Annotated in this window: 16 protein-coding genes; 4 read left to right on the top strand and 12 right to left on the bottom strand. The window is 71.1% G+C overall.

Features of this window, described 5'->3' with window-relative positions:
- Positions 1-2 precede the first annotated feature (2 nt).
- The 5 genes from AB5970_RS05375 to AB5970_RS05355 form a co-directional block, all read right to left on the bottom strand.
- Positions 3-1850 (bottom strand): acetolactate synthase large subunit, encoded by a 1848-nt coding sequence (locus AB5970_RS05375; RefSeq protein ID WP_370502884.1) that lies wholly within the window; start codon positions 1848-1850, stop codon positions 3-5.
- A gap of 249 nt (positions 1851-2099) precedes the next feature.
- The gene (locus AB5970_RS05370; RefSeq protein WP_370502883.1) at positions 2100-2675 is read right to left on the bottom strand and encodes a pyridoxamine 5'-phosphate oxidase family protein; all 576 of its coding nucleotides are present in this window, start codon (positions 2673-2675) and stop codon (positions 2100-2102) included.
- Positions 2676-2683: 8 nt separating this feature from the next.
- Complete coding sequence (locus tag AB5970_RS05365; RefSeq protein WP_370502882.1) at positions 2684-3442, bottom strand: DUF2306 domain-containing protein; 759 nt, start codon at positions 3440-3442, stop codon at positions 2684-2686.
- Between the two features lie 77 nt (positions 3443-3519).
- A complete protein-coding gene (locus tag AB5970_RS05360; protein WP_370502881.1) occupies positions 3520-5232 on the bottom strand; it encodes a glycoside hydrolase family 13 protein in 1713 nt (570 codons plus the stop codon).
- Between the two features lie 16 nt (positions 5233-5248).
- A complete protein-coding gene (locus tag AB5970_RS05355) occupies positions 5249-6403 on the bottom strand; it encodes an ROK family protein (RefSeq protein ID WP_370502880.1) in 1155 nt (384 codons plus the stop codon).
- 112 nt (positions 6404-6515) lie between these two features.
- Between AB5970_RS05355 and AB5970_RS05350 the strand changes: the two genes are divergently transcribed.
- Genes AB5970_RS05350 through AB5970_RS05335 form a run of 4 tightly spaced genes read left to right on the top strand, consistent with a single transcriptional unit; the run spans position 6516 to position 11859 of the window.
- Complete coding sequence (locus AB5970_RS05350; RefSeq protein WP_370502879.1) at positions 6516-8690, top strand: alpha-galactosidase; 2175 nt, start codon at positions 6516-6518, stop codon at positions 8688-8690.
- Between the two features lie 33 nt (positions 8691-8723).
- Positions 8724-10013 carry an ABC transporter substrate-binding protein gene (locus tag AB5970_RS05345; RefSeq protein ID WP_370502878.1) on the top strand — a complete coding sequence of 430 codons (1290 nt, stop codon included), beginning with the start codon at positions 8724-8726 and terminating at the stop codon, positions 10011-10013.
- Between the two features lie 2 nt (positions 10014-10015).
- Complete coding sequence (locus tag AB5970_RS05340) at positions 10016-10951, top strand: carbohydrate ABC transporter permease (RefSeq protein WP_432205893.1); 936 nt, start codon at positions 10016-10018, stop codon at positions 10949-10951.
- Positions 10951-11859 (top strand): carbohydrate ABC transporter permease, encoded by a 909-nt coding sequence (locus tag AB5970_RS05335; protein WP_370502876.1) that lies wholly within the window; start codon positions 10951-10953, stop codon positions 11857-11859. Before AB5970_RS05340 ends, AB5970_RS05335 begins: the two co-directional genes overlap by 1 nt.
- A 57-nt stretch (positions 11860-11916) precedes the next feature.
- Here the strand turns inward: AB5970_RS05335 and ilvD are convergent, their stop codons facing one another.
- The 7 genes from ilvD to AB5970_RS05300 form a co-directional block, all read right to left on the bottom strand.
- Entirely contained in the window at positions 11917-13647 is a 1731-nt protein-coding gene (gene ilvD, locus AB5970_RS05330; RefSeq protein WP_370502875.1) for a dihydroxy-acid dehydratase, read from the bottom strand.
- A 68-nt stretch (positions 13648-13715) separates the two neighbouring features.
- Positions 13716-14714, bottom strand: coding sequence for a LacI family DNA-binding transcriptional regulator (locus AB5970_RS05325; protein ID WP_370502874.1), 999 nt, complete (start codon positions 14712-14714; stop codon positions 13716-13718).
- Between the two features lie 154 nt (positions 14715-14868).
- Positions 14869-16416, bottom strand: a complete 1548-nt coding sequence (locus AB5970_RS05320) for a glycoside hydrolase family 43 protein (RefSeq protein ID WP_370502873.1) — start codon at positions 16414-16416, stop codon at positions 14869-14871.
- Positions 16413-18815, bottom strand: a complete 2403-nt coding sequence (locus AB5970_RS05315) for a beta-glucosidase family protein (RefSeq protein WP_370503026.1) — start codon at positions 18813-18815, stop codon at positions 16413-16415. The genes AB5970_RS05320 and AB5970_RS05315 overlap by 4 nt, the downstream gene beginning before the upstream one ends.
- 136 nt (positions 18816-18951) lie before the next feature.
- A complete protein-coding gene (locus AB5970_RS05310) occupies positions 18952-19839 on the bottom strand; it encodes a carbohydrate ABC transporter permease (RefSeq protein WP_370502872.1) in 888 nt (295 codons plus the stop codon).
- A complete protein-coding gene (locus AB5970_RS05305) occupies positions 19839-20855 on the bottom strand; it encodes a carbohydrate ABC transporter permease (protein ID WP_370502871.1) in 1017 nt (338 codons plus the stop codon). The genes AB5970_RS05310 and AB5970_RS05305 overlap by 1 nt, the downstream gene beginning before the upstream one ends.
- 7 nt (positions 20856-20862) lie before the next feature.
- The gene (locus AB5970_RS05300; RefSeq protein ID WP_370502870.1) at positions 20863-22155 is read right to left on the bottom strand and encodes an extracellular solute-binding protein; all 1293 of its coding nucleotides are present in this window, start codon (positions 22153-22155) and stop codon (positions 20863-20865) included.
- Between the last annotated feature and the right edge of the window lie 49 nt (positions 22156-22204).

Raw genomic sequence — 22204 nt, 5'->3', positions numbered from 1 at the left:
GCTCAGTCCTCCCGGTCCCACGCGGGGCTGATCCCGCGCGCGTACTGGATGTTGTCGTTGCTCACGCCGGCGGCGACCATCGGCCACACCATCGCGTCACGGGACACGGTGAAGTCCACGACGACCGGCTGGTCGTTGATCTCGAGCGCCCGCTTGATGGTCGCGTCGACGTCGCCGAGGGTCTCGCAGCGCAGGCCGGCGCAGCCGTAGGCGTCGGCCATCTTGACGAAGTCGGGGATGCGCGCGGTGCCGTGCCCGGTGTTGAGGTCGGTGTTGGAGTAGCGCGACTCGTAGAACAGGGTCTGCCACTGCCGCACCATGCCGAGCGACGAGTTGTTGATGATCGCGACCTTGATCGGGATCTCGTTGATCGTGCAGGTGGCCAGCTCCTGGTTGGTCATCTGGAAGCAGCCGTCGCCGTCGATCGCCCAGACGGTCCGCGACGGGTCGCCGACCTTGGCGCCCATCGCGGCGGGCACGGCGTAGCCCATGGTGCCCAGGCCGCCCGAGTTGAGCCACGAGTTGGGCCGCTGGTACTTGATGAACTGCGCGGCCCACATCTGGTGCTGGCCCACGCCCGCGGCGAAGATCGACTCGGGCCCGGACAGCTCGCCGATGCGCTGGATGACGTGCTGCGGCGCCAGGTGCCCGTCGGCGGGCTGGTCGAACCCCAGGGGGAAGGTCGCGCGCCACTCGTCCAGCTGGCGCCACCACTCCTCGAGGTCCGGCCGGCCGTGCTGCAGGTGCTCGCGGGCCAGCTCGGGCAGCAGGTCGGCCATGACCTCCTTGAGGTCGCCGACGATCGGCACGTCGACCGTGCGGTTCTTGCCGATCTCGGCCGGGTCGATGTCCGCGTGCACGATCGTCGCGTTGGGCGCGAAACTGGACAGCAGGCCGGTCACGCGGTCGTCGAACCGGGCGCCCAGGGCCACGATCAGGTCGGCCTTCTGCAGCGCCGCGACGGCCGGGACCGTGCCGTGCATGCCGGGCATCCCCAGGTGCTGCGGGTGCGAGTCGGGCAGCGCCCCGCGCGCCATGAGCGTGGTCACCACCGGGGCGCCGGACGCCTCGGTCAGCGCCCGCAGCTCGGCGGAGGCCCGCGCGCGGATGACGCCGCCGCCCACGTACAGGACCGGGCGGCGAGACGTGGCCAGCAGCCGGGCCGCCTCGCGGATCTGCTTGGCGTGCGGCTTGGTCACCGGGTGGTAGCCCGGCAGCGTGAGCTCCTGCGGCCAGGAGAACGTGGTCTGCGCCTGCATCGCGGACTTCGCGATGTCGACCAGCACCGGGCCGGGCCGGCCGGTCGAGGCGATGTGGAACGCCTCGGCGATCACGCGCGGGATGTCGTCCGGGTTGGTCACCAGGTAGTTGTGCTTGGTCACCGGCAGCGTGATGCCGACGATGTCGGCCTCCTGGAACGCGTCCGTGCCGATGAGCGAGGCGCCCACCTGCCCGGTGATCGCGACCAGCGGCACGGAGTCCATGTGGGCGTCGGCGATCGGGGTCACCAGGTTGGTCGCGCCTGGTCCCGACGTCGCCATGCAGACACCGACCCGGCCGGTCGCGGCGGCGTAGCCGGCGGCCGCGTGGCCACCGCCCTGCTCGTGCCGGACCAGGATGTGGCGGACCTTGGTGGAGTCCATCAGCGGGTCGTAGGTGGGGAGGATCGCGCCGCCGGGGATGCCGAACACGACCTCGACGCCCGCCTCCTCGAGCGAGCGGACGATCGACTTCGCGCCGCTGACCTGCTCGGGCCCGATCGCGGTCACCGGCGTCGGAAGGGTGACGCGCGGCGTGGCGGACGTGGGCGTGGGCGTTCGCGGCGGTGCCGGGTGAGGGCCCTGGACCATCGATGTCTCCCTGGGTCGTGCTGCGGGTGGTGCGTGGGTGGTGCTGCTCCGAACACAGAAAAACCCCTCGAGCCGCGTACGGGCTGGACGAGGGGCGAGCGCGCTGACGAGGCCTGTGCGGGAGGCCTCTAGCCGGCGCGCTCAGGAAGTACTACGAGAAGGATCGTCTGCACGCGTTGGACACTACGCCCAGGTTTCCGATGTGTCACGCCACCACTCGCCCATCTCACATCGTGGTTCACGGGATCATCAATTGGACGGCGCGGACGGCTCCGGGTCCATGTCGAACGCCGGCAGCCCGTCGATGCTCGTCCGGTTCTTGAGCCGCCGGTAGTCGGCCTGACCCTCGACGCCCTTGCGCTCCATGTACGGCGGCAACAGGTCCCGCTCCCCCTCGAGGCTCATCAGCGGCACCCCGTACCCGCACGAGTCCGAGACGCGGTCGACCTCCACGACGATCACCGCGCGGGCACCGCGCGTCTCCGGGAACAGCGCCGCGAGCTCGTCGAACCCGTCGTCGTAGAGGGTGACGAACCGGCCGCGGCCGTACAGCCGGACGATGTTGGGCGGCCCCTGGAACGCGCAGAACATCAGCGTGATCCGACCGTTGTCGCGCAGGTGGGCGATCGTCTCCGACCCGCTCGCCGTGAGGTCGACGTACGCCACGGTGTGCTCGTCGAGCACCACGAACGAGCCGGCGATGCCCTTGGGCGACAGGTTCACGTGCCCGTCCGGGCCGCTGGGGGCCGTCGCGACGAAGAACATCGGCTGCGCCTCCACGAACGCCCGCAGCCGACCGTCGATGCTCTCGTGCACCTTGCCCACGCCTGCTCCTACCCCTCGCCGACCTCCGTCCGAGCGTATCCAGCCGGGCCCGACGCCGGGTCGACGATCCGCAGTGCGGGCAGGCCACGGCGACGGACGAGGACCTCGGCGAGCACCAGGTTCGGGATCCAGGCGAGGAACGGGACCACGGCGTAGGCGTTCGTGAACGCGGCGTCGGCGTCCGCGCCCGTCACGATCCACGGCGACTGCGCCGCCACGAGCACGCCGGTCCACAGGCGGAGCGTGACCGCCGCGTACGTCAGCGAGAAGTTGCGGATCATCCACGCCTGGTGGCTCCGCACGTCGCCCGAGCGGATCGCCCGGTACCCGCGCCACGCGGTCCACACCCAGAGCACGGCGAGGGTGCCGAAGCCCGCGAAGCCGACCATCCCCGCGGAGTTGACGGGTGCGAGCGCGAGGGCCGCGACACCGCCGATCAGCACCGCCACCAGGTAGACGCGACCGACCGCGCGGTGCACCGCCCGAGCCCGCTCGCGCAGCGCCCGCCAGAACTGCAGCGGGCCGACGAGCAGCGCGACGCCGCCGGCGGCGATGTGCGCGTAGAACGCCGCATGCACCCAGGCCGGCTGGTTCTCGTACGCGCCTGCGAGGCCGACGCCGTCGCCGGCCAGCTCGTGCAGCGGCGTCGTGACGTACGGGGTGACGGCGTAGACGGCGATCGCGAGCGACGACAGCGCCACCCAGGTCCACCCGATCCGGGACCGGGTCCGGGTACGCGGTCGTCGTGGCGCGACGTCGAGGCTCATGCCTCGACGCTAGGGAGCGCGGGACTGCCCGGTCTGTCCGGCCGACCCACCGACCGGGCCGGGGGCTGACCCCCGCCTCAGGACCGGTAGACCCGCGCCTCCCACGCGCGCAGGCGGGACCGGTCGACGTCGCCGAGCGTTCGCGCGTCCGCGTAGTTGCCCAGCACGAGCTCGCCGTCGAGCCGCACCTGGGCCTCGTCGACCTCCTGCACCTCACCCGAGAAGTTGCCCAGCACGGTCAGGGTCACGTCGCCGAGGCGGCGGGTGAACGCGTAGACGTGCTCGTGGTCGGGCAGCAGCATCGTGAAGTCGCCCAGCGCGACCACCGGGTCCTCGTGCCGCAGGGCGATGAGCGTCCGGTAGTGGTGGAACACGGAGTGCGGGTCGGCGCGCTCGGTCTGCGCGTTGAGCAACGGGTAGTTCGCGTTCACCTCGATCCACGGGGTGCCCGCGGTGAACCCGGCGTGCGGCGAGCCGTCCCACTGCATGGGCGTGCGCGCGTTGTCCCGCCCCATCGCGGCGATGCCGGCCAGCAGGTCCTCGTCGCTGCCCGTGCCGACGGACTTCGCGACCGCCACGTGGTTGAGCGTCTCGATGTCCCGGTACTGGTCGAACCGCGTGAAGTGCGCGTTCGTCATCCCGAGCTCCTCGCCCTGGTAGACGTACGGCGTGCCGCGGTGCAGGTGCAGGACCGTGGCCAGCATGGTCGCCGACTCGCGCCGGTACGCCCCGTCGTCGCCGAACCGGGAGACCACCCGCGGCTGGTCGTGGTTGTCCCAGTAGAGGCTGTTCCAGCCGACGTCCGCCAGCCCGGCCTGCCAGCGGCCGAACGACGCCTTGAGGTCCAGCAGCCGCAGCGGCCGCACGTCGAACTTGCCGCCCGGTCCGTGGTCGAGGCCGACGTGCTCGAACTGGAACACCATGTCGACCTCCTCCCGGGCCGGGTCGGTGAAGTCGCGCGCCTGCTCGGCCGTGACGCCGGGCATCTCCCCCACGGTCAGCAGCTTCTCCGGGCGGTCCGCGAAGACCGCCTTGTGCATCTCCGCGAGGAACTCGTGGATGCGCGGCCCGCACACGTAGAACGGCGACCCGTCGGCGAGCAGGCCGTCGCTCACGACGCCGTCGGGCAGGGCGGTGTCCTTCGAGATGAGGTTGATGACGTCCATGCGGAAGCCGTCGACCCCGCGGTCCAGCCACCAGCGCATCATCGCGTAGACGGCGTCGCGGACCTGCGGGTTCTCCCAGTTCAGGTCGGGCTGCTTGCGGCTGAACAGGTGCAGGAAGTACTCGTCGGACCGCTCGTCCAGCTGCCAGGCCGAGCCCTCGAAGAACGACCGCCAGTTGGTGGGCTCGGCGCCGGGCGCTCCCGCCGCCATGCCCGCCCGGGGCGGTCGCCACCAGTACCAGTCGCGCTTCGGGCTGGCCGGGTCCCGCGACTCCACGAACCACGGGTGCTCGTCGGACGTGTGGTTGACGACGAGGTCCATGACCAGCCGCATGCCGCGGGCGTGCAGCTCGCGGACCAGCTCGTCGAGGTCCTCGAGCGTGCCGAACACCGGGTCGACCGCCTGGTAGTCGCTGATGTCGTAACCGTTGTCGTCCTGCGGGGACGCGTAGATGGGCGACAGCCACACCACGTCGACGCCGAGGGCGACGAGGTGGTCGAGCCGTCCGAGGATGCCCCGCAGGTCGCCGACGCCGTCGCCGTCGGAGTCCGCGAACGAGCGCGGGTAGACCTGGTACACGACGGCTCGGGTCCACCAGGGGGCGTTCTCGGTCGTCCACGTCATGCGCAGGGTCCTCTCGTCACAGTCCCGCGGGCGCGGGGAGCAGCTCCTGGTCGACCCGGTCGAGGTCGATGCGGTCGACGGCGTCCTGGATCGCGACGGTCGCGGCCCCCCGTGCCCACGCGGAGAACCCGGACTCGTCGACGTACAGCCCGACGGGCTCGGCGCGCGGGTCGCGGTCGGCGGCGACGGCCGACCGCACCCGCTCCTCGGCGACGGAGAAGAGCCCGATGCCCTCGCCCGCGAGCACGGCAGCCGGCTGCAAGGTCAGGTTGGCCGCCAGGGCGACCAGGCGCCCGAGCGCCGCCGCGGCCTCGTCGACCACCGTCGCCGCCGCCGGGTCACCGTCGGCGGCGAGCCGGAGCACCTCGGCGTAGTCGACGGGTCGCTGCAACGCCGCCGACACCTGGGCCGCGATCGACCCCGAGGTCAGCATGGCCTCCGCGCACCCGCGGTGGCCGGCGTGGCAGACGGGTCCGGTGGTGCCGAGCGGGATGTGCCCGCCCAGGCCCACGCCGGCCTCACGGGAGTGCACGACCTCGCCGTTCACCACGAGCGCGTAGCCGATGCCGGCGCCGATCGTGATCACGACGAACCCGGGGATGCCGCGGCCCAGCCCGAACCAGCGCTCGGCCTCCGCGAGCGCCACGAGGTCGTTCTCGAGCGACACCGGGACGCCGAGCTCGGCCTCGACCAGCTGCGCGAACGGCACGTCGGTCCAGCCGAGGAACGGCGCGAACTCCACGCGGCCGTCCCGCACGGCACCGCCGAGCGAGACGCCGACGCCGGCGATCCGGTCGACGCCGAGCCCGCGGACCGCGCGCGCGATCTCGGCGGCGACGTCGCCCGGGTCGTGGCTGCCGAGGGGGTGCTCCTCGTACGCCAGGAGCCCCGCGCGCACGTCCGTCGCGACGACGTGCAGGGACTCCCCCGTCACCTTGACGCCGGCGAACTGCGCCAGGCCCGGTCGCACGTCGAGCGGGCGGACGGGGCGACCGATCGAGCCGTCGGTCCGGTCGTCGAGCTCCACCAGCAGCCCGCGGTCGAGGAAGGGCTTCGCGAGGCGCGTGAGGCTCGGTGGCGAGAGGGACAGGCGGCTGGTCAGCTCGCTGCGCGAGATCGGTCCGTGGATCAGGACCGCGCGCGCGAGGGCTCTCTCGCTGTCGCTCAGCATCGACTCGACCGGTTCATTGCTTCCATCATGGCATGAACGGGCCCCTTCCAGGCAAGAATCTCGCAATTCTCCCGTCTTGCGGCTCTTGTTAATTCCGTGTTAGAACTAACACATGCTCTTCCACGACGTGGTGACCGCCGACGATCCGGCCACCCCTCCGGCCCTCGCCGCCGGCGGGGTGCTCCACCTGCGCCGCGGCGGCACCAGCGTCGTGATCGACCTCGACGTCGCTCCGCACCCGGCGATCGTGCACTGGGGCGAGGAGCTCGAGGGCTCCAGCGAGCAGTCCCTGCGCAGCCTGGCGGTCGCCGCCCGACCGCAGCGCGTCTCGGGCGGCCTGGACGAGCCGGCGCGGGCGACCCTCGTCGCGTCGCCGGCGGGCGGCTGGCTCGGCACACCCGGGCTCGAGGGACACCGCGACGGGGCGTCGTTCTCGGTCCGCCTCGAGCTCGTCGGCGTCCAGGCCGACGACCACGGGGCCCGGCTGTCGCTCGTCGACCGGGAGGCCGGGCTGAGCGCCGAGCTGGAGCTCACCCTGGGCACGGCCGGACTCCTCCGCCAGCGCCTGACGCTGCGGAACACCGGCGACTCCCCGTACACCGTCCAGCACCTGCACCTCGCGTTCCCCGTGCCGTGGGACGCCACCGAGATCCTCGACACCACCGGCCGTCACCTGCGGGAACGCTCGCCGCAGCGGCACCCGTTCGGGTACGGGACGTACCTGCGGGAGAGCCGCCGCGGCCGGCCGGGGGCGGACGCCACCCTGGTGCTCGCCGCCGGTCGGCCCGGGTTCGGGTTCGAGCGCGGTCGGGTCCACGCCCTCCACGTCGCCTGGAGCGGCAACCACCGGCTGATCGCGGAGCGGTCCGTGTCGGGTGAGGCGTTCCTCGCCGGCGGCGAGCTGTTCGCGCCCGGGGAGGTGGTCCTCGCGCCCGGCGAGTCGATCACGTCGCCGGACGTCGTCGGGTCCTGGGGCGACGGTCTGAGCGAGGTCGCCCACCGCTTCCACGACGAGTGGCGCCGCCGGCCGGCGCATCCTCGCCGGGCCCGGCCGATCACCCTGAACACGTGGGAGGCGGTCTACTTCGACCACTCGCTCGAGCGGCTGACGGCCCTCGCCGACGCCGCGGCGTCCGTGGGCGTCGAGCGGTTCGTGCTCGACGACGGCTGGTTCGACGGCCGACGCGACGACACGGCGGGCCTGGGCGACTGGTACGTGGACACGGAGGTCTGGCCCGACGGGCTGCACCCCCTGGTGGACCACGTGCTCGCCCGGGGCATGGAGTTCGGTCTGTGGGTGGAGCCCGAGATGGTCAACCCCGACAGCGACCTCGCCCGGCTCCACCCGGACTGGATCCTGCGCGCCCGGACCACGCTGCCACCGTCCGCGCGCCAGCAGCAGGTGCTCGATCTCGCCCACGACGACGCCTACGACTACGTCGCGGCCCGGCTGCACGCGTTGCTGGCCGAGTACCCGATCGCCTACCTGAAGTGGGACCACAACCGCGACCTGCTGGACGCCGGCAGCGGCCCCGACGGAGTCGCCCGGGTCCGTGCGCACACCCTGGCCCTCTACCGGCTCCTCGACGAGCTCAAGGCCGCTCGCCCGGACCTGGAGATCGAGAGCTGCGCCTCGGGCGGGGCACGGGTCGACCTCGGCATCCTGGCGCGGACGGACCGGATCTGGACCAGCGACAACCTCGACCCGCTCGAGCGCCTGGTGAACCAGCGGTACACGGCGCTGGTGGTCCCGCCCGAGATGATGGGCATGCACCTGACCAGTCCCGTCGTCCACTCGACCGGACGCACCGTGGACCTCGACTTCAGTGCCGCGGTCGCGCTGTTCGGCCACGTCGGGATCGAGTGGGACCTCACCCGCACCGACGACGAGACCCGCCGCCGCATCGCCGCGTGGGTGGAGTACGCCAAGCGCATCCGTCCGCTGGTCGCGACGGGTCGCACGGTCGACGTCGACGGGACCGAGCCGGGGATCGACGTCCGCGGCATGGTCGCGCCGGACGGCACGTCGGCCGTGTTCACCCTCACGCAGACCGACACCACGGTCGCCTACCCGCCCGGGCGGGTCCGGATCCCCGGGCTCGACCCCGCGCGCCACTACCGCGTGCGGCTCGTCGGCGGCCCGTCGAGCGCCGCCGCTCAGTCGGAGCTGCCCTGGCAGACGTACGACACCACGGTGACGGGCCGCGAGCTCGACGCCGTCGGCCTTCGACCCCCCGTCCAGTACCCGCAGAGATCCACCGTGATCGAGCTGGTCGCTCAGGACTGAGCAGCCAGGACCCCCGGCGCAAGGAGGCGCACGATGAGACACCGACAGAAGCGACACGCTCGCGCAGCAGCAGCGGTCGCCGTGGTCGCCCTGCTGGCCGCCGTCGGCGGCTGTGCGAACGACGCGTCCGACGGCGTGACCACCCTGAACTTCTTCCAGTTCAAGGGCGAGGCGCTCGAGGACTTCAACCAGATCATCGCCGAATTCGAGGCGGAGAACCCCGACATCCGCGTCGTGCAGAACCAGGTCGCCGACGCCGACACCGTCATCCGGACGCTCCTGGTCAAGGACAAGGCGCCCGACGTCATCACGCTCAACGCCAGCGGCAACTTCGGCCGCCTCGCGCAGGCCGGCGTGTTCTACGACTTCTCGAACGAGCCCGTGCTCGACACCATCAACCCGGCGGTGCAGGGGATCCTCAAGGACCTCGGGACGTACAAGGACGAGGTCAACGGCCTCGGCTACGTCAACAACGCCAACGGGATCATCTACAACCAGGAGATCTTCGCCCAGCAGGGCCTGAAGGTCCCCGAGACCTGGGACGAGCTCATCGCCGTGTGCGACAAGCTCAAGGCCGCCGGGATCACGCCGTTCTACGGCACCCTCGCCGACTCGTGGACGGGGCTGCCCTCGTTCAACGCGCTCGGCGCGTACCCGGCGGAGAACGGCTTCTTCGACTCGATGCGCAAGGAGGGCAAGGACCTCAGCGCCGACTCGAAGGTGTCCTTCCAGAAGGACTTCGCCACCACGCTGGACCAGCAGGCCACGCTGTTCAGCTACATGCAGGACGGCTACCGCGGCAAGACCTACGACGACGGCAACGCCGCGTTCGCCAACGGCGAGGCCGCGATGCTCCTCCAGGGCATCTGGGCCCTCAGCCCGATCAAGGCGGTCAACCCCGACATCAAGGCCGGGATCTTCCCCTACCCCGCGACCGACAACCCCGACGACCGGGTCCTCGTCTCGGGCGTCGACGTCGCCGTGACGATGCCGAAGAACGGCCCGCACACCGCCGAGGCGCTGCGGTTCGTGAACTACCTCTTCGACAAGGGGGTCATCGAGAAGTTCGCGGCCTCGCAGAACATGGTCCCGTCGGTCAAGGGCGCCCAGCTCAGCGACGACCCCGCGCTCCAGTCGGTCAAGCCCTACTTCGACGACGGCCGCATCGCCGGCTTCATCGACCACCAGGTGCCGCCCAGCATCCCGCTGGCCGCCATCGACCAGCAGTTCCTGTTCGACGGGAACGCCAAGGCGGCGCTCGCCACCCTCGACAGCGAGTGGCGCAAGGTCGCCGCCCGCACGATCCCCGTGACGGGAGAATGACGATGACGTCCTCCACGCAAGCCCCGCCCGCCGCCCGCGGCGCGGGCACCACCCTCACGACCCCCGCCCGGCGCACCAGGAGCGACCGCGCGCAGTCCACCTTCTACTGGATGGTCTGGCCGGCCGTCATCGCGTTCTTCCTGTTCCACACCGTCCCGGTGCTGGTCGGCATCTTCTTCAGCCTGACCAACTACCCCGGCTACGGCGCCTGGAACTTCGTCGGCCTGTCCAACTACGTCAACCTGTTCAAGGACGACCGCGTCCTGGCGGCCTACGGGTTCTCGTTCCTGTTCGCCATCGTCGCGACCGTGCTGACCAACGCGATCTCGCTCGCCATCGCGATGGGCCTCAACGCCAAGATCATGGCGCGCAACCTCTTCCGCGGCGTGTACTTCGTGCCCTACGTCCTCGCGGCCCTGGTCATCGGGTACGTCTTCCAGTTCTTCTTCTCGAGCTCGCTGCCCAAGATCCTGGCGGGCATCCCGCTCTTCGCCGACAACATCCTCACCAACGAGACGTGGGCGTGGACCGCGATCGTCGCGCTCGCCGTCTGGCAGGCCTGCGCGTTCACGGTCATCATCTACCTCTCCGGGCTGCAGACGATCCCGCGCGAGCTCTACGAGGCGGCATCCCTGGACGGCGCCAAGCCGTGGCGGCAGTTCTCGTCGATCACGTTCCCGCTGATCAGCGCCTTCTTCACCATCAACGTGGTGCTCAGCCTCAAGGGCTTCCTGCAGGTCTTCGACCAGATCGTCGCCCTGACCAACGGCGGGCCCGGCACCTCGACCGAGTCGGTCACCCTGCTCATCTTCCGCGGCGGGTTCTCCGGCGGGGAGTTCGCCTACCAGTCCGCGAACGCGGTGATCTTCTTCGTCGTCATCACCGTGGTCTCGCTCTTCCAGTTCAAGGTCCTTCAGCGCAGAGAGGCGGACTTCTGATGACCACCGCAGGAACCGCGCTCGGCCAGGCCGAGGCCGTCCTTCCCGAGCCCCGACGTCGACGCACGAAGGCCGTCGCCGACGACGACACCCGCAAGATCAACTGGTGGGTGACCGCGCTGATCGCGGTGTGCTCGCTGACGATCCTCGTCCCGCTCTACCTCGCCGTCGTCGTCGCGCTCAAGACCCCCGAGCAGCTCGCCGCCGGCACGGGGCTGGAGCTGCCCAACCCGATCCGCTGGCAGAACTTCAGCGAGGCGTGGACGCGGACCGAGTTCCCGCAGGCGCTCATGAACACCGCGATGATCACCGTCGGGTCCGTGGTCCTCACGCTGCTGACCAGCTCGGTCGTCGCCTACGCCATCGCGCGGAACATCCACCGGCCGTTCTTCAAGGGCGTGTTCTTCTACCTGCTCGCCGCCCTGTTCATCCCGTTCCCGATCATCATGCTGCCGCTGGTGAAGCAGACCGCGCTCCTGGGGCTCGACAACCAGGCCGGGATGATCCTGCTGTACACGATCTACGGGTTGTCGCTGAACATCTTCATCTACACCGCGTACATCCGGTCGATCCCGCTCGAGCTCGAGGAGGCGGCGCGGGTCGACGGCGCATCCACCTGGCGGGTGTTCCGGCAGATCATCTTCCCGCTGCTGACCCCGATGAACGCCACCGTCGGCATCCTCACCTGCGTGTGGGCGTGGAACGACTTCATCATGCCGCTGGTGGTGCTCACCGATCCCGGGGCGCGGACGCTGCCCCTCGCGCAGTACGTGTTCCAGGGGCAGTTCAACACCGACTACACGGTGGCGTTCGCGTCCTACCTCATGGCGATGGCGCCGCTGCTGGTGGTCTACGTCTTCAGCCAGCGCTGGGTCATCTCCGGAGTCACGCGGGGCTCGATCAAGTAGGCACACCCGCGCGAGGACGGGCCCGCTCCCCCTCCGGGGCGGGCCCGTCGTCGTGCGTCAGATCAGCACGGCGCCCTTCGACGCCGACTGCACGAGCTTCGCGTACTTGGCCAGCACCCCGCGGGTGTAGGTGGGGGGCAGCGGGGCCCAGCCGACCTTGCGGCCCTCGAGCTCCTCCTCCGAGACCAGCACGTCGAGCGTCTCGTTGGCCACGTCGAGCCGGATGCGGTCGCCGTCCTTGATGAACGCGATCGGGCCGCCGTCGACGGCCTCGGGCGCGACGTGCCCGACGCACAGGCCCGTGGTGCCGCCGGAGAAGCGGCCGTCCGTGAGCAGGAGGACGTCCTTGCCCAGGCCGGCACCCTTGATCGCCCCGGTGATCGCGAGCATCTCGCGCATGCCCGGGCCGCCCTTGGGGCCCTCGTAGCGGATGACGACGACGTCGCCGGCGACGATCGTGCCGTTCTCCAGGGCGTCCATGGCCGACCGCTCGCGCTCGAACACGCGCGCGGTGCCCTCGAACACGTCGGAGTCGAAGCCGGCGGACTTCACCACGGCGCCGTCGGGCGCCAGCGAGCCGTGCAGGATGGTGATGCCGCCCGTCTTGTGGATCGGGTTGTTCATCGCCCGCAGGATCTTGCCGTCGGGGTCCGGCGGGTTCACGTCGGCCAGGTTCTCGGCGATCGTCTTGCCGGTGACCGTGAGGCAGTCGCCGTGCAGCAAGCCCGCGTCGAGCAGCGCCTTCATGACCACCGGGACGCCGCCGATGCGGTCGATGTCGTTCATGACGTAGCGGCCGAACGGCTTGAGGTCGCCCAGGTGCGGCACCTTGGCGGCGACGCGCGAGAAGTCGGCGAGCGTGAGGTCGACCTCGGCCTCGTGCGCGATCGCCAGCAGGTGCAGGACCGCGTTGGTCGAGCCGCCGAAGGCCATCACGACGGCGATGGCGTTCTCGAACGCCTCCTTGGTCATGATCTGGCGCGCGGTGATCCCCTGGCGGAGCATCTCGACCACGGCCTCGCCCGACTTCTTCGCGAAGGCGTCGCGACGACGGTCGGCCGACGGCGGGGCGGCGGAGCCGGGGATCGACATGCCGATCGCCTCGGCCACCGACGCCATCGTGTTGGCGGTGTACATGCCGCCGCAGGCGCCCTCGCCGGGACAGATGGCGCGCTCGATGCGGTCGACGTCCTCGCGGCTCATGAGCCCGCGGGCGCAGGCGCCGACGGCCTCGAACGCGTCGATGATCGTCACGTCCTTCTCGGTGCCGTCCTCGAGCTTGACCCAGCCGGGCGCGATCGAGCCGGCGTAGAGGAAGACGCTCGCCAGGTCGAGGCGGGCCGCCGCCATGAGCATGCCCGGCAGGGACTTGTCGCATCCGGCCAGCAGCACGGAGCCGTCGAGGCGCTCGGCCTGCATGACGGTCTCCACCGAGTCCGCGATGATGTCGCGGCTCACCAGCGAGAAGTGCATGCCCTCGTGGCCCATCGAGATGCCGTCGGACACCGAGATGGTGCCGAACTCCAGCGGGTAGCCGCCCGCCGCGTGCACGCCCGCCTTGGCGGCCTGGGCCAGCCGCTGGAGCGACAGGTTGCAGGGCGTGATCTCGTTCCAGGAGCTCGCGACGCCGATCTGGGGCTTCGCGAAGTCGTCGTCGCCGAGGCCCACCGCGCGGAGCATCCCGCGCGAGGCGGTCGCCTCCAGCCCGTCGGTGACGGTGCGCGAGCGGGGCTTGATGTCGACGGAGGGTGAGGCGGTGGAGGGGGCGTTGTCCGACGTCACGGTCATGCTCGCGAGTGTATGACTGCCGTTCGACCCGGCCACGGGAGGGTCACCCTGCGGACGACCCGGCGACGTCAGCGGGGCGGCGCGGTCGATCCGCGCTCGACGAGCGAGGTCACCAGCTGGATGTGGGTCCGGTCGACCGGCGCCCCGTCCATCAGCGCGATGAGCAGCGCGATGGCGGCGGCACCCATCTGCTGGATCGGCTGGTGGACCGTGCTCAGCGGCGGGTTGGTCAGCGCCGACTCCGGGATGTCGTCGAAGCCGATGATCGAGAGCTCGGCCGGGACGTCCAGGCCGAGCTCCTGCGCGATCTCGAGCGTGCCGATCGCGGAGAGGTCGTTGGCCGCGAAGATGGCGGTCGGTCGCTCCGGCAGGGTCAGCAGCTCGCGGGCCGGCTCGTGGGTCGAGTCCTTGCGGTAGTCGCCCTCGCGCATCAGGCCCGGGTCGACCTCGATGCCCGCGTCGGCGAGCGCCTTGCGGTAGCCGGCCTCGCGCAGGCGGGAGGACTCGAGGTCCGAGCGGCCGCCGATGAACCCGATCCGGCGGTGCCCGAGGCCCAGGAGGTGCTCGACCGCCTGCACGGCCCCGGTGAAGTTGTCGGAGTCCACGGTGGGCAGGCCCGACGGCCCGGCGTGCGGGTCGATGGCGACGACGGGGATGCCGGCGTCGGCCTCGAGCACCGTCGGGGTGACCAGGACCGCGCCGTCGATCAGGGTGCCGCTCAGGCGGGAGAGGTAGCGCCGCTCCCAGCCGACCCCGCCGGTCAGCTGGCCGCCGGTGTAGGCGAGCAGGGCGTACCCGGAGTCACCGAGCCCGATCGACGCGCCCTTGAGGATCTCGGCGCTGAACGGCTCGAACTCGGCGACCAGGATGCCGATCACGTTCGTCTTGTGGGACCGCAGGCTCCGGGCGACGAGGCTCGACTCGTACCCGAGCTCCTCGATGACCGCCTGGACGTGCGAGGTCGTCCGGCTGGCCACGCCGTAGCGCTCGTTGATCACCTTCGAGACGGTCGCGGTGGACACTCCCGCGCGCCGTGCGACATCTGTGATCGTCACCCGTTGACCCATGGGTGGAGCGTACTGCAACTAAATCGTTATCGATAACGTTTGACATGCCCGAGATTGCGGGCAGTCTCCCAGTGCGCTCCCCGCAGCGTAGACCCGCGGCGCGCGGCAGGCCGTGCGGGCGCGCCGCGTCGAGCCGCGGCTCCGCGCGGCGCCGTCAGAGCGCCGGCAGGTACTCGAACCGCTCCACCTGGACCACGGTCGTCGTCGGGCGCCCGTTGCTCGTCGCGTAGACGCCGATCCACAGTCCGAGGAACCCGCCGGTCGCCACCGAGTCGAGCGCGGACCCGTCGACGGACGCCACCGTCACCGGCTCCCCCTCGCCCACCGCGACGAGCAGCGCGTAGTCCTGCCCCCGCGCACGCACGGTCAGCGCGACGGGCTCGTCGCCCGCGGGGAGCGGCAGCTCGCCCAGGACGGACTCGACGCCGCCCCGTCGGTGCACGGCGACCGCCGTGCCGGAGGCGGTGAGCAGCAGCCGCACGTGGTCGTCCTCCGACTGCCGCACGGCGAGCCCGACCTCCTCCCCCTCGGCGAGCGTCGCGCGGACGGTCGCCCGCACGTCGACGTCGGCGTGCTGCTGCCGCACACCGAGGAAGGCGGGGGTCACGGGCTCGCTCAGGGTGCTCTGCCGCATCCGCACGTCCCAGCCGTCGCCGCGGGCCGTCGCGAACTCGGCCGCGGGCCGGCGCAGGGACGTCCACCGCAGGTCGTCCGGCGGGACGGTGCCCGACGCGAGGCCCTGGGCCACGCCGGGACGGGGGGTCCCGGCGAACGGCACCTCGACCTCGGCCGTGACCCGCCCGACGCCGGGGGCGAGCACGGGCCAGCTGTCCTCCCAGACCACCGGGACCAGGAACGTCTCGCGGCCGAGGTTGTAGTGGTACCCGCCGTAGGGCCGCATGCCCAGCAGGACGGCCCACCAGCTGCCGTCCGCCGCCTCCACGAGGTCGGCGTGCCCGACGCCGACGACGTCCGACCCCACCCCGAGGTGCCGGTGGGTGAGGACCGGGTTGCCCTTGGTGCCCACGTACGGCCCGGTCACGGCGTCCGCGCGCGCGACCGAGACGGCGTGGTGGAACTCGGTGCCGCCCTCGGCGGCGACCAGGTAGTACGTGCCGTCGACCTTGTAGAGGTGCGGCGCCTCGGCCCACACCACGCCGAGCAGCGCCCCGTTCCAGATGACGTGCTCGGGTCCCACCAGGGTCATGGTCGCCGGGTCGAGCTCGCGCACCCAGACCTCGGTCTGGTCGTGCCACTGCGGCGAGCGGGCCAGCCGGGTGCCGTGAACCCAGACGCGGCCGTCGTCGTCGAAGAAGATCGACGGGTCGATGCCGTCGGCGTCGAGCCAGACCGGGTCGGACCACGGGCCGGCGGGATCGGTGGCGGTCATCAGGAAGTTGCCGCCCCGCGTCGCGTCCTGCTGGTCGACGAGGGTGCACACGAGCCAGAAGGTGCCGTCGTGGTGCCGGAGCGTGGGCGCGTAGAGGCCGCCCGAGGAGGCGATGCCGTCCATGTCGAGCTGGCCGGGCCGGTCGAGCACGTGCCCGATCTGCTCCCAGCCGGCGAGGTCGCGGCTGTGGAACACGGGGAGCCCCGGGAAGTACTCGAAGGTCGAGGTGACGAGGTAGAAGTCCTCGCCCACCCGACAGATCGACGGATCGGGGTAGCACCCCGGCAGCAGGGGGTTGCGGACGAGGGTCACGGGGCGACGATCTTGACTTCCACCGACCGCGGGTCGGCCGTCGTGACGGCGTGCACGTCGCCGGTGATCGCCACGACCGCGCGGGCCGTCGCCGTGCCGGGGATCTCGCGCTTCTCGGTGGCGCGCCCGTTGGAGATCACGCCTCCGGTGGACTCCTTCGTGCTGGTGCCCGCGCCCGAGGCGGCGGCGTGCGAGCCGATCCACACCTCGACGTCGCCGGGCTCGACCACCTTGACCATGCGGCGGTCCGTGAAGGCGAAGCGGGTGGTCGGCACCGAGAAGGTGACCCGGCTGGAGGCACCCGGCTCGAGCTCCACGCGCGCGTAGCCGAGCAGCGCCGCGACCGGGCGCGCGATGGTGCCCTGCACGTCGTGGCCGTAGAGCTGGACGACGTCGGCGCCCGGCAGCGCGCCCGTGTTGGTCACGGTCACGGCGGCGGTGAAGGTGCCGCTCGAGCCCACCGACGGGTCGACGGTCAGGTCGGAGTACGCGAACTCCGTGTAGGACAGCCCGAAGCCGAACGGGCGCAGCGGGGTGGAGTCGGTCGACGTGACGTCCGACGGCCCGCCGAGGATCGGCTGCAGGTAGGAGTACGGCTGAGCACCCGTCGAGCGCGGCATGGAGACGGGCAGCCGTCCGGACGGGTTCACCGCGCCGGTGATCACGTCGGCGATGGCCAGGCCGCCGCCCTCGCCGGGGAAGAACGCCTGCAGCACCGCGCCCGGCCGGGCGCCGGTGCCGTCGAGCGCCCAGCCGACCGAGTACGGGCGACCGGTCAGCAGGACCATGACCACGGGGGTGCCGGTGGCCACGAGCGCCTCGACCAGCTGGCGCTGGACGCCGGGCAGCTCGAGCGACTCGGAGTCGTTCCCCTCACCCACGGTGCCGCGGCCGAACAGGCCGGCCTGGTCGCCGACCACCACGACGGCGACGTCGGCGCCCTCCGCGGCGGCGACGGCCTCGGCGAACCCGGAGGTGTCGTCGTCCTCGACGGTGCACCCCTCGGCGAACACCAGCTCGGGACGGGGCGCACCGGCGCGGTCGAACGCGCCCTCGAAGGCCTCGAAGACCGTCGGGATCTCGAAGCCGATCGGCAGCTCGGGGTGGTGCGCGAGGACGTGGTTGGCGAACGAGTAGCAGCCCATGAGCGCCTCGGCGCGGTGCGCGTTGGGGCCGACCACCGCGACGCGGGTCGGCGCGGTGGCCCACCCGTTGAGCGGCAGCACGCCGCCGTTCGACAGCAGGACGACCGACTCCTGCGCGAGGCGGCGGGCCAGGTCCTGGTGCCGCGGCGAGTTGAGGTCGATCTCGGTGGGCGGCTCGTCCTCGAAGGCGTCCGGGTCGAGCAGGCCCAGCTCCTCCTTCTGCGCGAGGGCGCGCAGCACGGCCCGGTCGACGAACGCCTCGTCGAGGGCGCCCGCACGGACCCGGGCGGCCAGCGGCTCGAGGTAGGCGTCGCCCGTGGGCAGCTCGATGTCGATGCCGGCCTCGAGCGCCAGCGCGGCGGCCTCGCCGCGGTCGGCCGCGATCGCGTGCATGACCTGCAGGAACGCCACCGCGAAGTAGTCGGCGACGACCACGCCGTCGAAGCCCCACCGCTCCCGCAGGACGGTGGTGAGGTACTCCGCGTTGGACGCCATCGGCACGCCGTCGACGTCGGTGTAGGAGTTCATGACGGACCTGGCCCCGCCGTCGAGGACGGCCATCTCGAACGGGGGCAGGAAGACGTCGGCGATCTCGCGCGGGCCCGCGCTCACAGGCGCGTGGTTGCGGCCCGACCGCGAGCCCGAGTAGCCCAGGAAGTGCTTGAGCGTCGCGTGCACGCCCGCCTCCTGCAGGCCGCGGACGTAGGCGGTGCCCACGGTGCCGACCAGGTACGGGTCCTCGCCGATGCACTCGTCGACGCGGCCCCACCGGGGGTCGCGGATGACGTCGAGCACCGGGGCGAGGCCCTGGTGGATGCCCAGCTCCCGCATCGAGTCCCCGATCGCGCGCGCCGCGTCGTGCACCAGGTCGGGGTCGAACGCCGCGCCCCAGGCGAGGGGTGTCGGGTACGTCGCGGCCTGCCACGCGGCGAGGCCGGTGAGGCACTCCTCGTGGACCAGCGCCGGGATGCCCAGCCGCGTCTCGCGCTTGAGCCGCCGCTGCTCCGCCCACAGCCAGGCGGCACGCTCGGCCGGGTCGACCGGCCGGGTGCCGTAGACCCGCGTGTAGTGCCCGAGCCCGTCACGCGTCGTCTCGCTGAGCCGGCCGGAGGGCTGCTGGCCCGCCGCCATCTCCGACTGCATGGGCGCGACGGTGCCGTTCTGGTCGAGCCAGTAGCCCACGATCTGGGCCAGCTTCTCCTCGAGCGTCATCTGCGCGTGCAGCGCGCGCACGCGCTCGGACACCTGGGGCATGGCGGGTACGGCGTCGACCACGGGCCCTTCTCCTTCGTCATGGCGTATGGGTGCGTCGTCCGTCGGACGGCGCGGACAGGCAACCGCAGGGCGCGCGCGACGTGAGCCGCGCCCGCAGTCGGACCTCGGCGGGTGGTCAGCCCTTGACCGCGCCGGTGAGACCTCCGACGATGCGGCGCTCGAAGATCGTGAAGAACAGGAGTGCGGGGATCATCGACAGCGACGTGAACGCGAGCACCCGGGCGGTGTCCACGGAGTACTGCGACGCGAACGCCTGGACCCCGAGCGGGAGCGTGTAGCTGTTCTCGTTGTTGAGGATGAACAGCGGCAGGAGGTAGCTGTTCCAGCTCGCGATGAAGGCGAGGATCCCGACGGTCACCACGCCCGGGATCGACAGCGGGATCACCATGCGGAAGAAGAAGCCGAGCCTGCTCGCGCCGTCGATGGACGCCGCCTCCTCGAGCTCCTTGGGGATCGCCCGGAGGAACGGCACCAGGATGATGATGGTCGTCGGCAGGGCGAAGGCAATCTGCGGCAGGATGATGCCGGCGAGGCTGTCGCTGAGGCCCAGGCCCCGGATCATGATGTAGAGCGGCGTGATGGCCACCGTGATCGGGAACATCAGCCCGGCGGCGAACAGCGCGTACAGGGCCGCCCGGCCGGAGAAGTTGTAGCGCGCGAGCACGAAGCTGGCCGCCACGCCGAGGACGACGACGCCGATCGTGGTGAACGCCCCGCAGATCACGGAGTTGCCCACCTGGCGCCAGAAGATCGGGCTGCTCAGCACCTCGGAGTAGTTGACCAGCTGCCACTTCGTCGGGAAGCCCGACGGGTCGACCGTGATCTCGGCGTTCGTCCGGAAGCCACCGATGATGATGTAGAGCACCGGGGTGATGCACAGGCCGACCAGCGCCCAGGCCACGACGTAGGTCGCCCAGCCGGCACGGGACAGGCTCGGTCGCTTGCGGCCGGCCACCGCGCGCGGGGTCGTCGGGCTCAGCGGGGGCGCCGTCGTCGCCGTCATCACTTCTTTCCTTCCGTCAGGGCGCCCTCGGTGTCGCGCCGCAGCACGAACCGCTGGTAGGTCAGCGCGACGATCAACGAGATGATGAAGAGGACCACCGCGACCGCGCTGCCGTAGCCGTAGTTCGCGGCGTTGCGCCCGTTGACCACCATGTAGGTGGCCATGGTCGAGGTCCCGGCCGTCGCGGCCACGTACTGGCCCCAGATGATGTAGACGAGGTCGAAGAGCTGGAGCGCCCCGATGATCGAGAGGAACGCCCAGATCCGGATCGTGGGGCCGAGCAGCGGCAAGGTGATGCGCCGCTGGGTCTGCCAGTAGCTCGCGCCGTCGATCGCCGCCGCCTCGAACAGCTCCTCGGGGATGCTCTGCAGCCCCGCCAGGAACAGGATCACGGCGAAGCCGATGTACTTCCAGGTGATGATGATCATCAGCGACGCCATCGCGACCTTCGGGTCGGACAGCCAGTCCACGGTCCAGTTCGGCAGCCCGATCTTGACCAGCAGGTCGTTGACCGCGCCGTTGGTCTGGAGCATGAGGCTCCAGCCGGTGCCGACGATCACCTCGGAGATCACGTACGGCACGAAGATCAGCACCCGCACGAGCGAGCGGCCGCGCATCTTCTGGTTGAGCAGGAGCGCCAGCAGCACCGCCGCGGGTCCCTGGAGCACCAGGGACAGGATCACGATGACGAAGTTGTGCCGCACCGCGTCGTGGAACGTGGAGTCCTGCAGGATCGTGACGTAGTTCTGCAGCCCGACGAAGTTCGTCGGCGGCCCGAAGCCCTTCCACTTGAAGAACCCGTAGTACCCGCCCAGCAGCACCGGGAAGATGACGAACGCCAGGAACATGAGGATCGCGGGACCGGCGAGCAGCAGGATCTCGAGGCGCTGCCGCCATGGTGACGACCCGACCCGGTAGACCGGGGACGACGCCGTGTCGGCGCCGTCCCCGTCCACCGAGGAACCCTCGGGCGAGGAGGTCACGGCGAGACTGCCCTCGCCCAAGGAGTTGCTCATGGTGCAGTTACTCCTTCGCCGCCGCGTCCTCGACGCCCTTGACGATGGCAGCCGAGTCACCCTGGCCGGCGAGCAGGTTCACCACGCCGGTGTTGAGCGCGTTGCCCACGTTCTGGCCGTACAGCGTGTCGAGCCACAGCGAGACGTACGGCGCCTCGTTGTACGACGCGAGGACGTCCTTCAGAGCCGGCTCGGTGACCACGCCCTGCGCCTCCTGGCTGGCGGGCAGCGTGTGGAACGCGTTCGCGTAGCCCTCCTGGTACTTCTTCTGCATCGCGAAGTTCAGGAACTTCGAGCACTCCGCCGGGGCGTCCTTGGAGCAGGAGAACCCGTCGAGACCACCCATCATGGCACCGGCCTCACCCTTGCCACCGCTGGTGGTCGGGAAGGGGAACCAGCCGAGGTCGGCCAGCGGCTTCTGGTCCGGGGTCAGGGACGCGATCACGCCCGGGTCCCAGGCGCCCATGAGCTCCATCGCCGCCTGGTGGTTGGCCACCAGACCGGCCGACGAGCCGGCACCCTGCTGGGCGGAGGTGGTCAGGAAGCCCTCGTTGAACGGCGAGGTCTTCGAGAACGCCTCGAGGTCGTCGCCCGCCTTCTTCCAGCACGGGTCGTCGAACTTCATCTCGGCCGCGGCCTTGTCCAGCGTGTCCTTCGAGCAGGCGCGCAGGGCGAAGAAGTAGTACCAGTGCGCGGCAGGCCACGCGTCCTTGGCGCCGAGGGCGATCGGGGCGATCCCGGCGGCCTTGAGCTTGTCGACCGCAGCCTCGAGGTCGTCGATCGACTTCGGGGTGTCGGTGATGCCGGCCTGGGCGAACAGGTCCTTGGAGTAGTAGATGCCGCCCGGGAGGATCGACATCGGCATGCCGTAGATCTTCCCGTCCACGGTGAACGCGCTGAACGCCGCGTCGCCGACGGCGGTCTTCGTCGCGTCGTCGACCTCGACGGGCTGCGCCTGGCCGGCTGCGACGACGTCGGCCAGCTTGCCGCCGCCGCGCGCCATGAAGATGTCGGGGGCGTCACCGGAGTTGAGGGCGGTCTGGAGCTTGCCGTCCATGTCCTCGTTCTGGATGGCCTGGATCTTGATCGTGACCCCGGGGTTCGCGGCCTCGAAGTCCTTGACGGTCGCGTCCCAGTAGGCCTTGCCCTCACCAGTGGTGGAGTTGTGCCAGAAGGTCATCTGCACGTCGCCACCGGACGAGCTGTCGCTGCTGCCACCGTCGCCACCGCTACAGGCGGTGAGCCCGGCGGCACCCATCACCATGGCGGCTGAGACCGCCAGGAGCTTGCGAGCAATCATGAGATCTGTCCTCTTCGTCGAGTTACACAGAGTGGAAAGCTGGCCCCTT

It is taken from the genome of Cellulomonas sp. ICMP 17802 (assembly GCF_041295535.1).
Taxonomy (GTDB): domain Bacteria; phylum Actinomycetota; class Actinomycetes; order Actinomycetales; family Cellulomonadaceae; genus Cellulomonas.
Note: the sequence above shows the minus strand (reverse complement) of the source record. Positions and strands in the feature narration are given on the sequence as shown.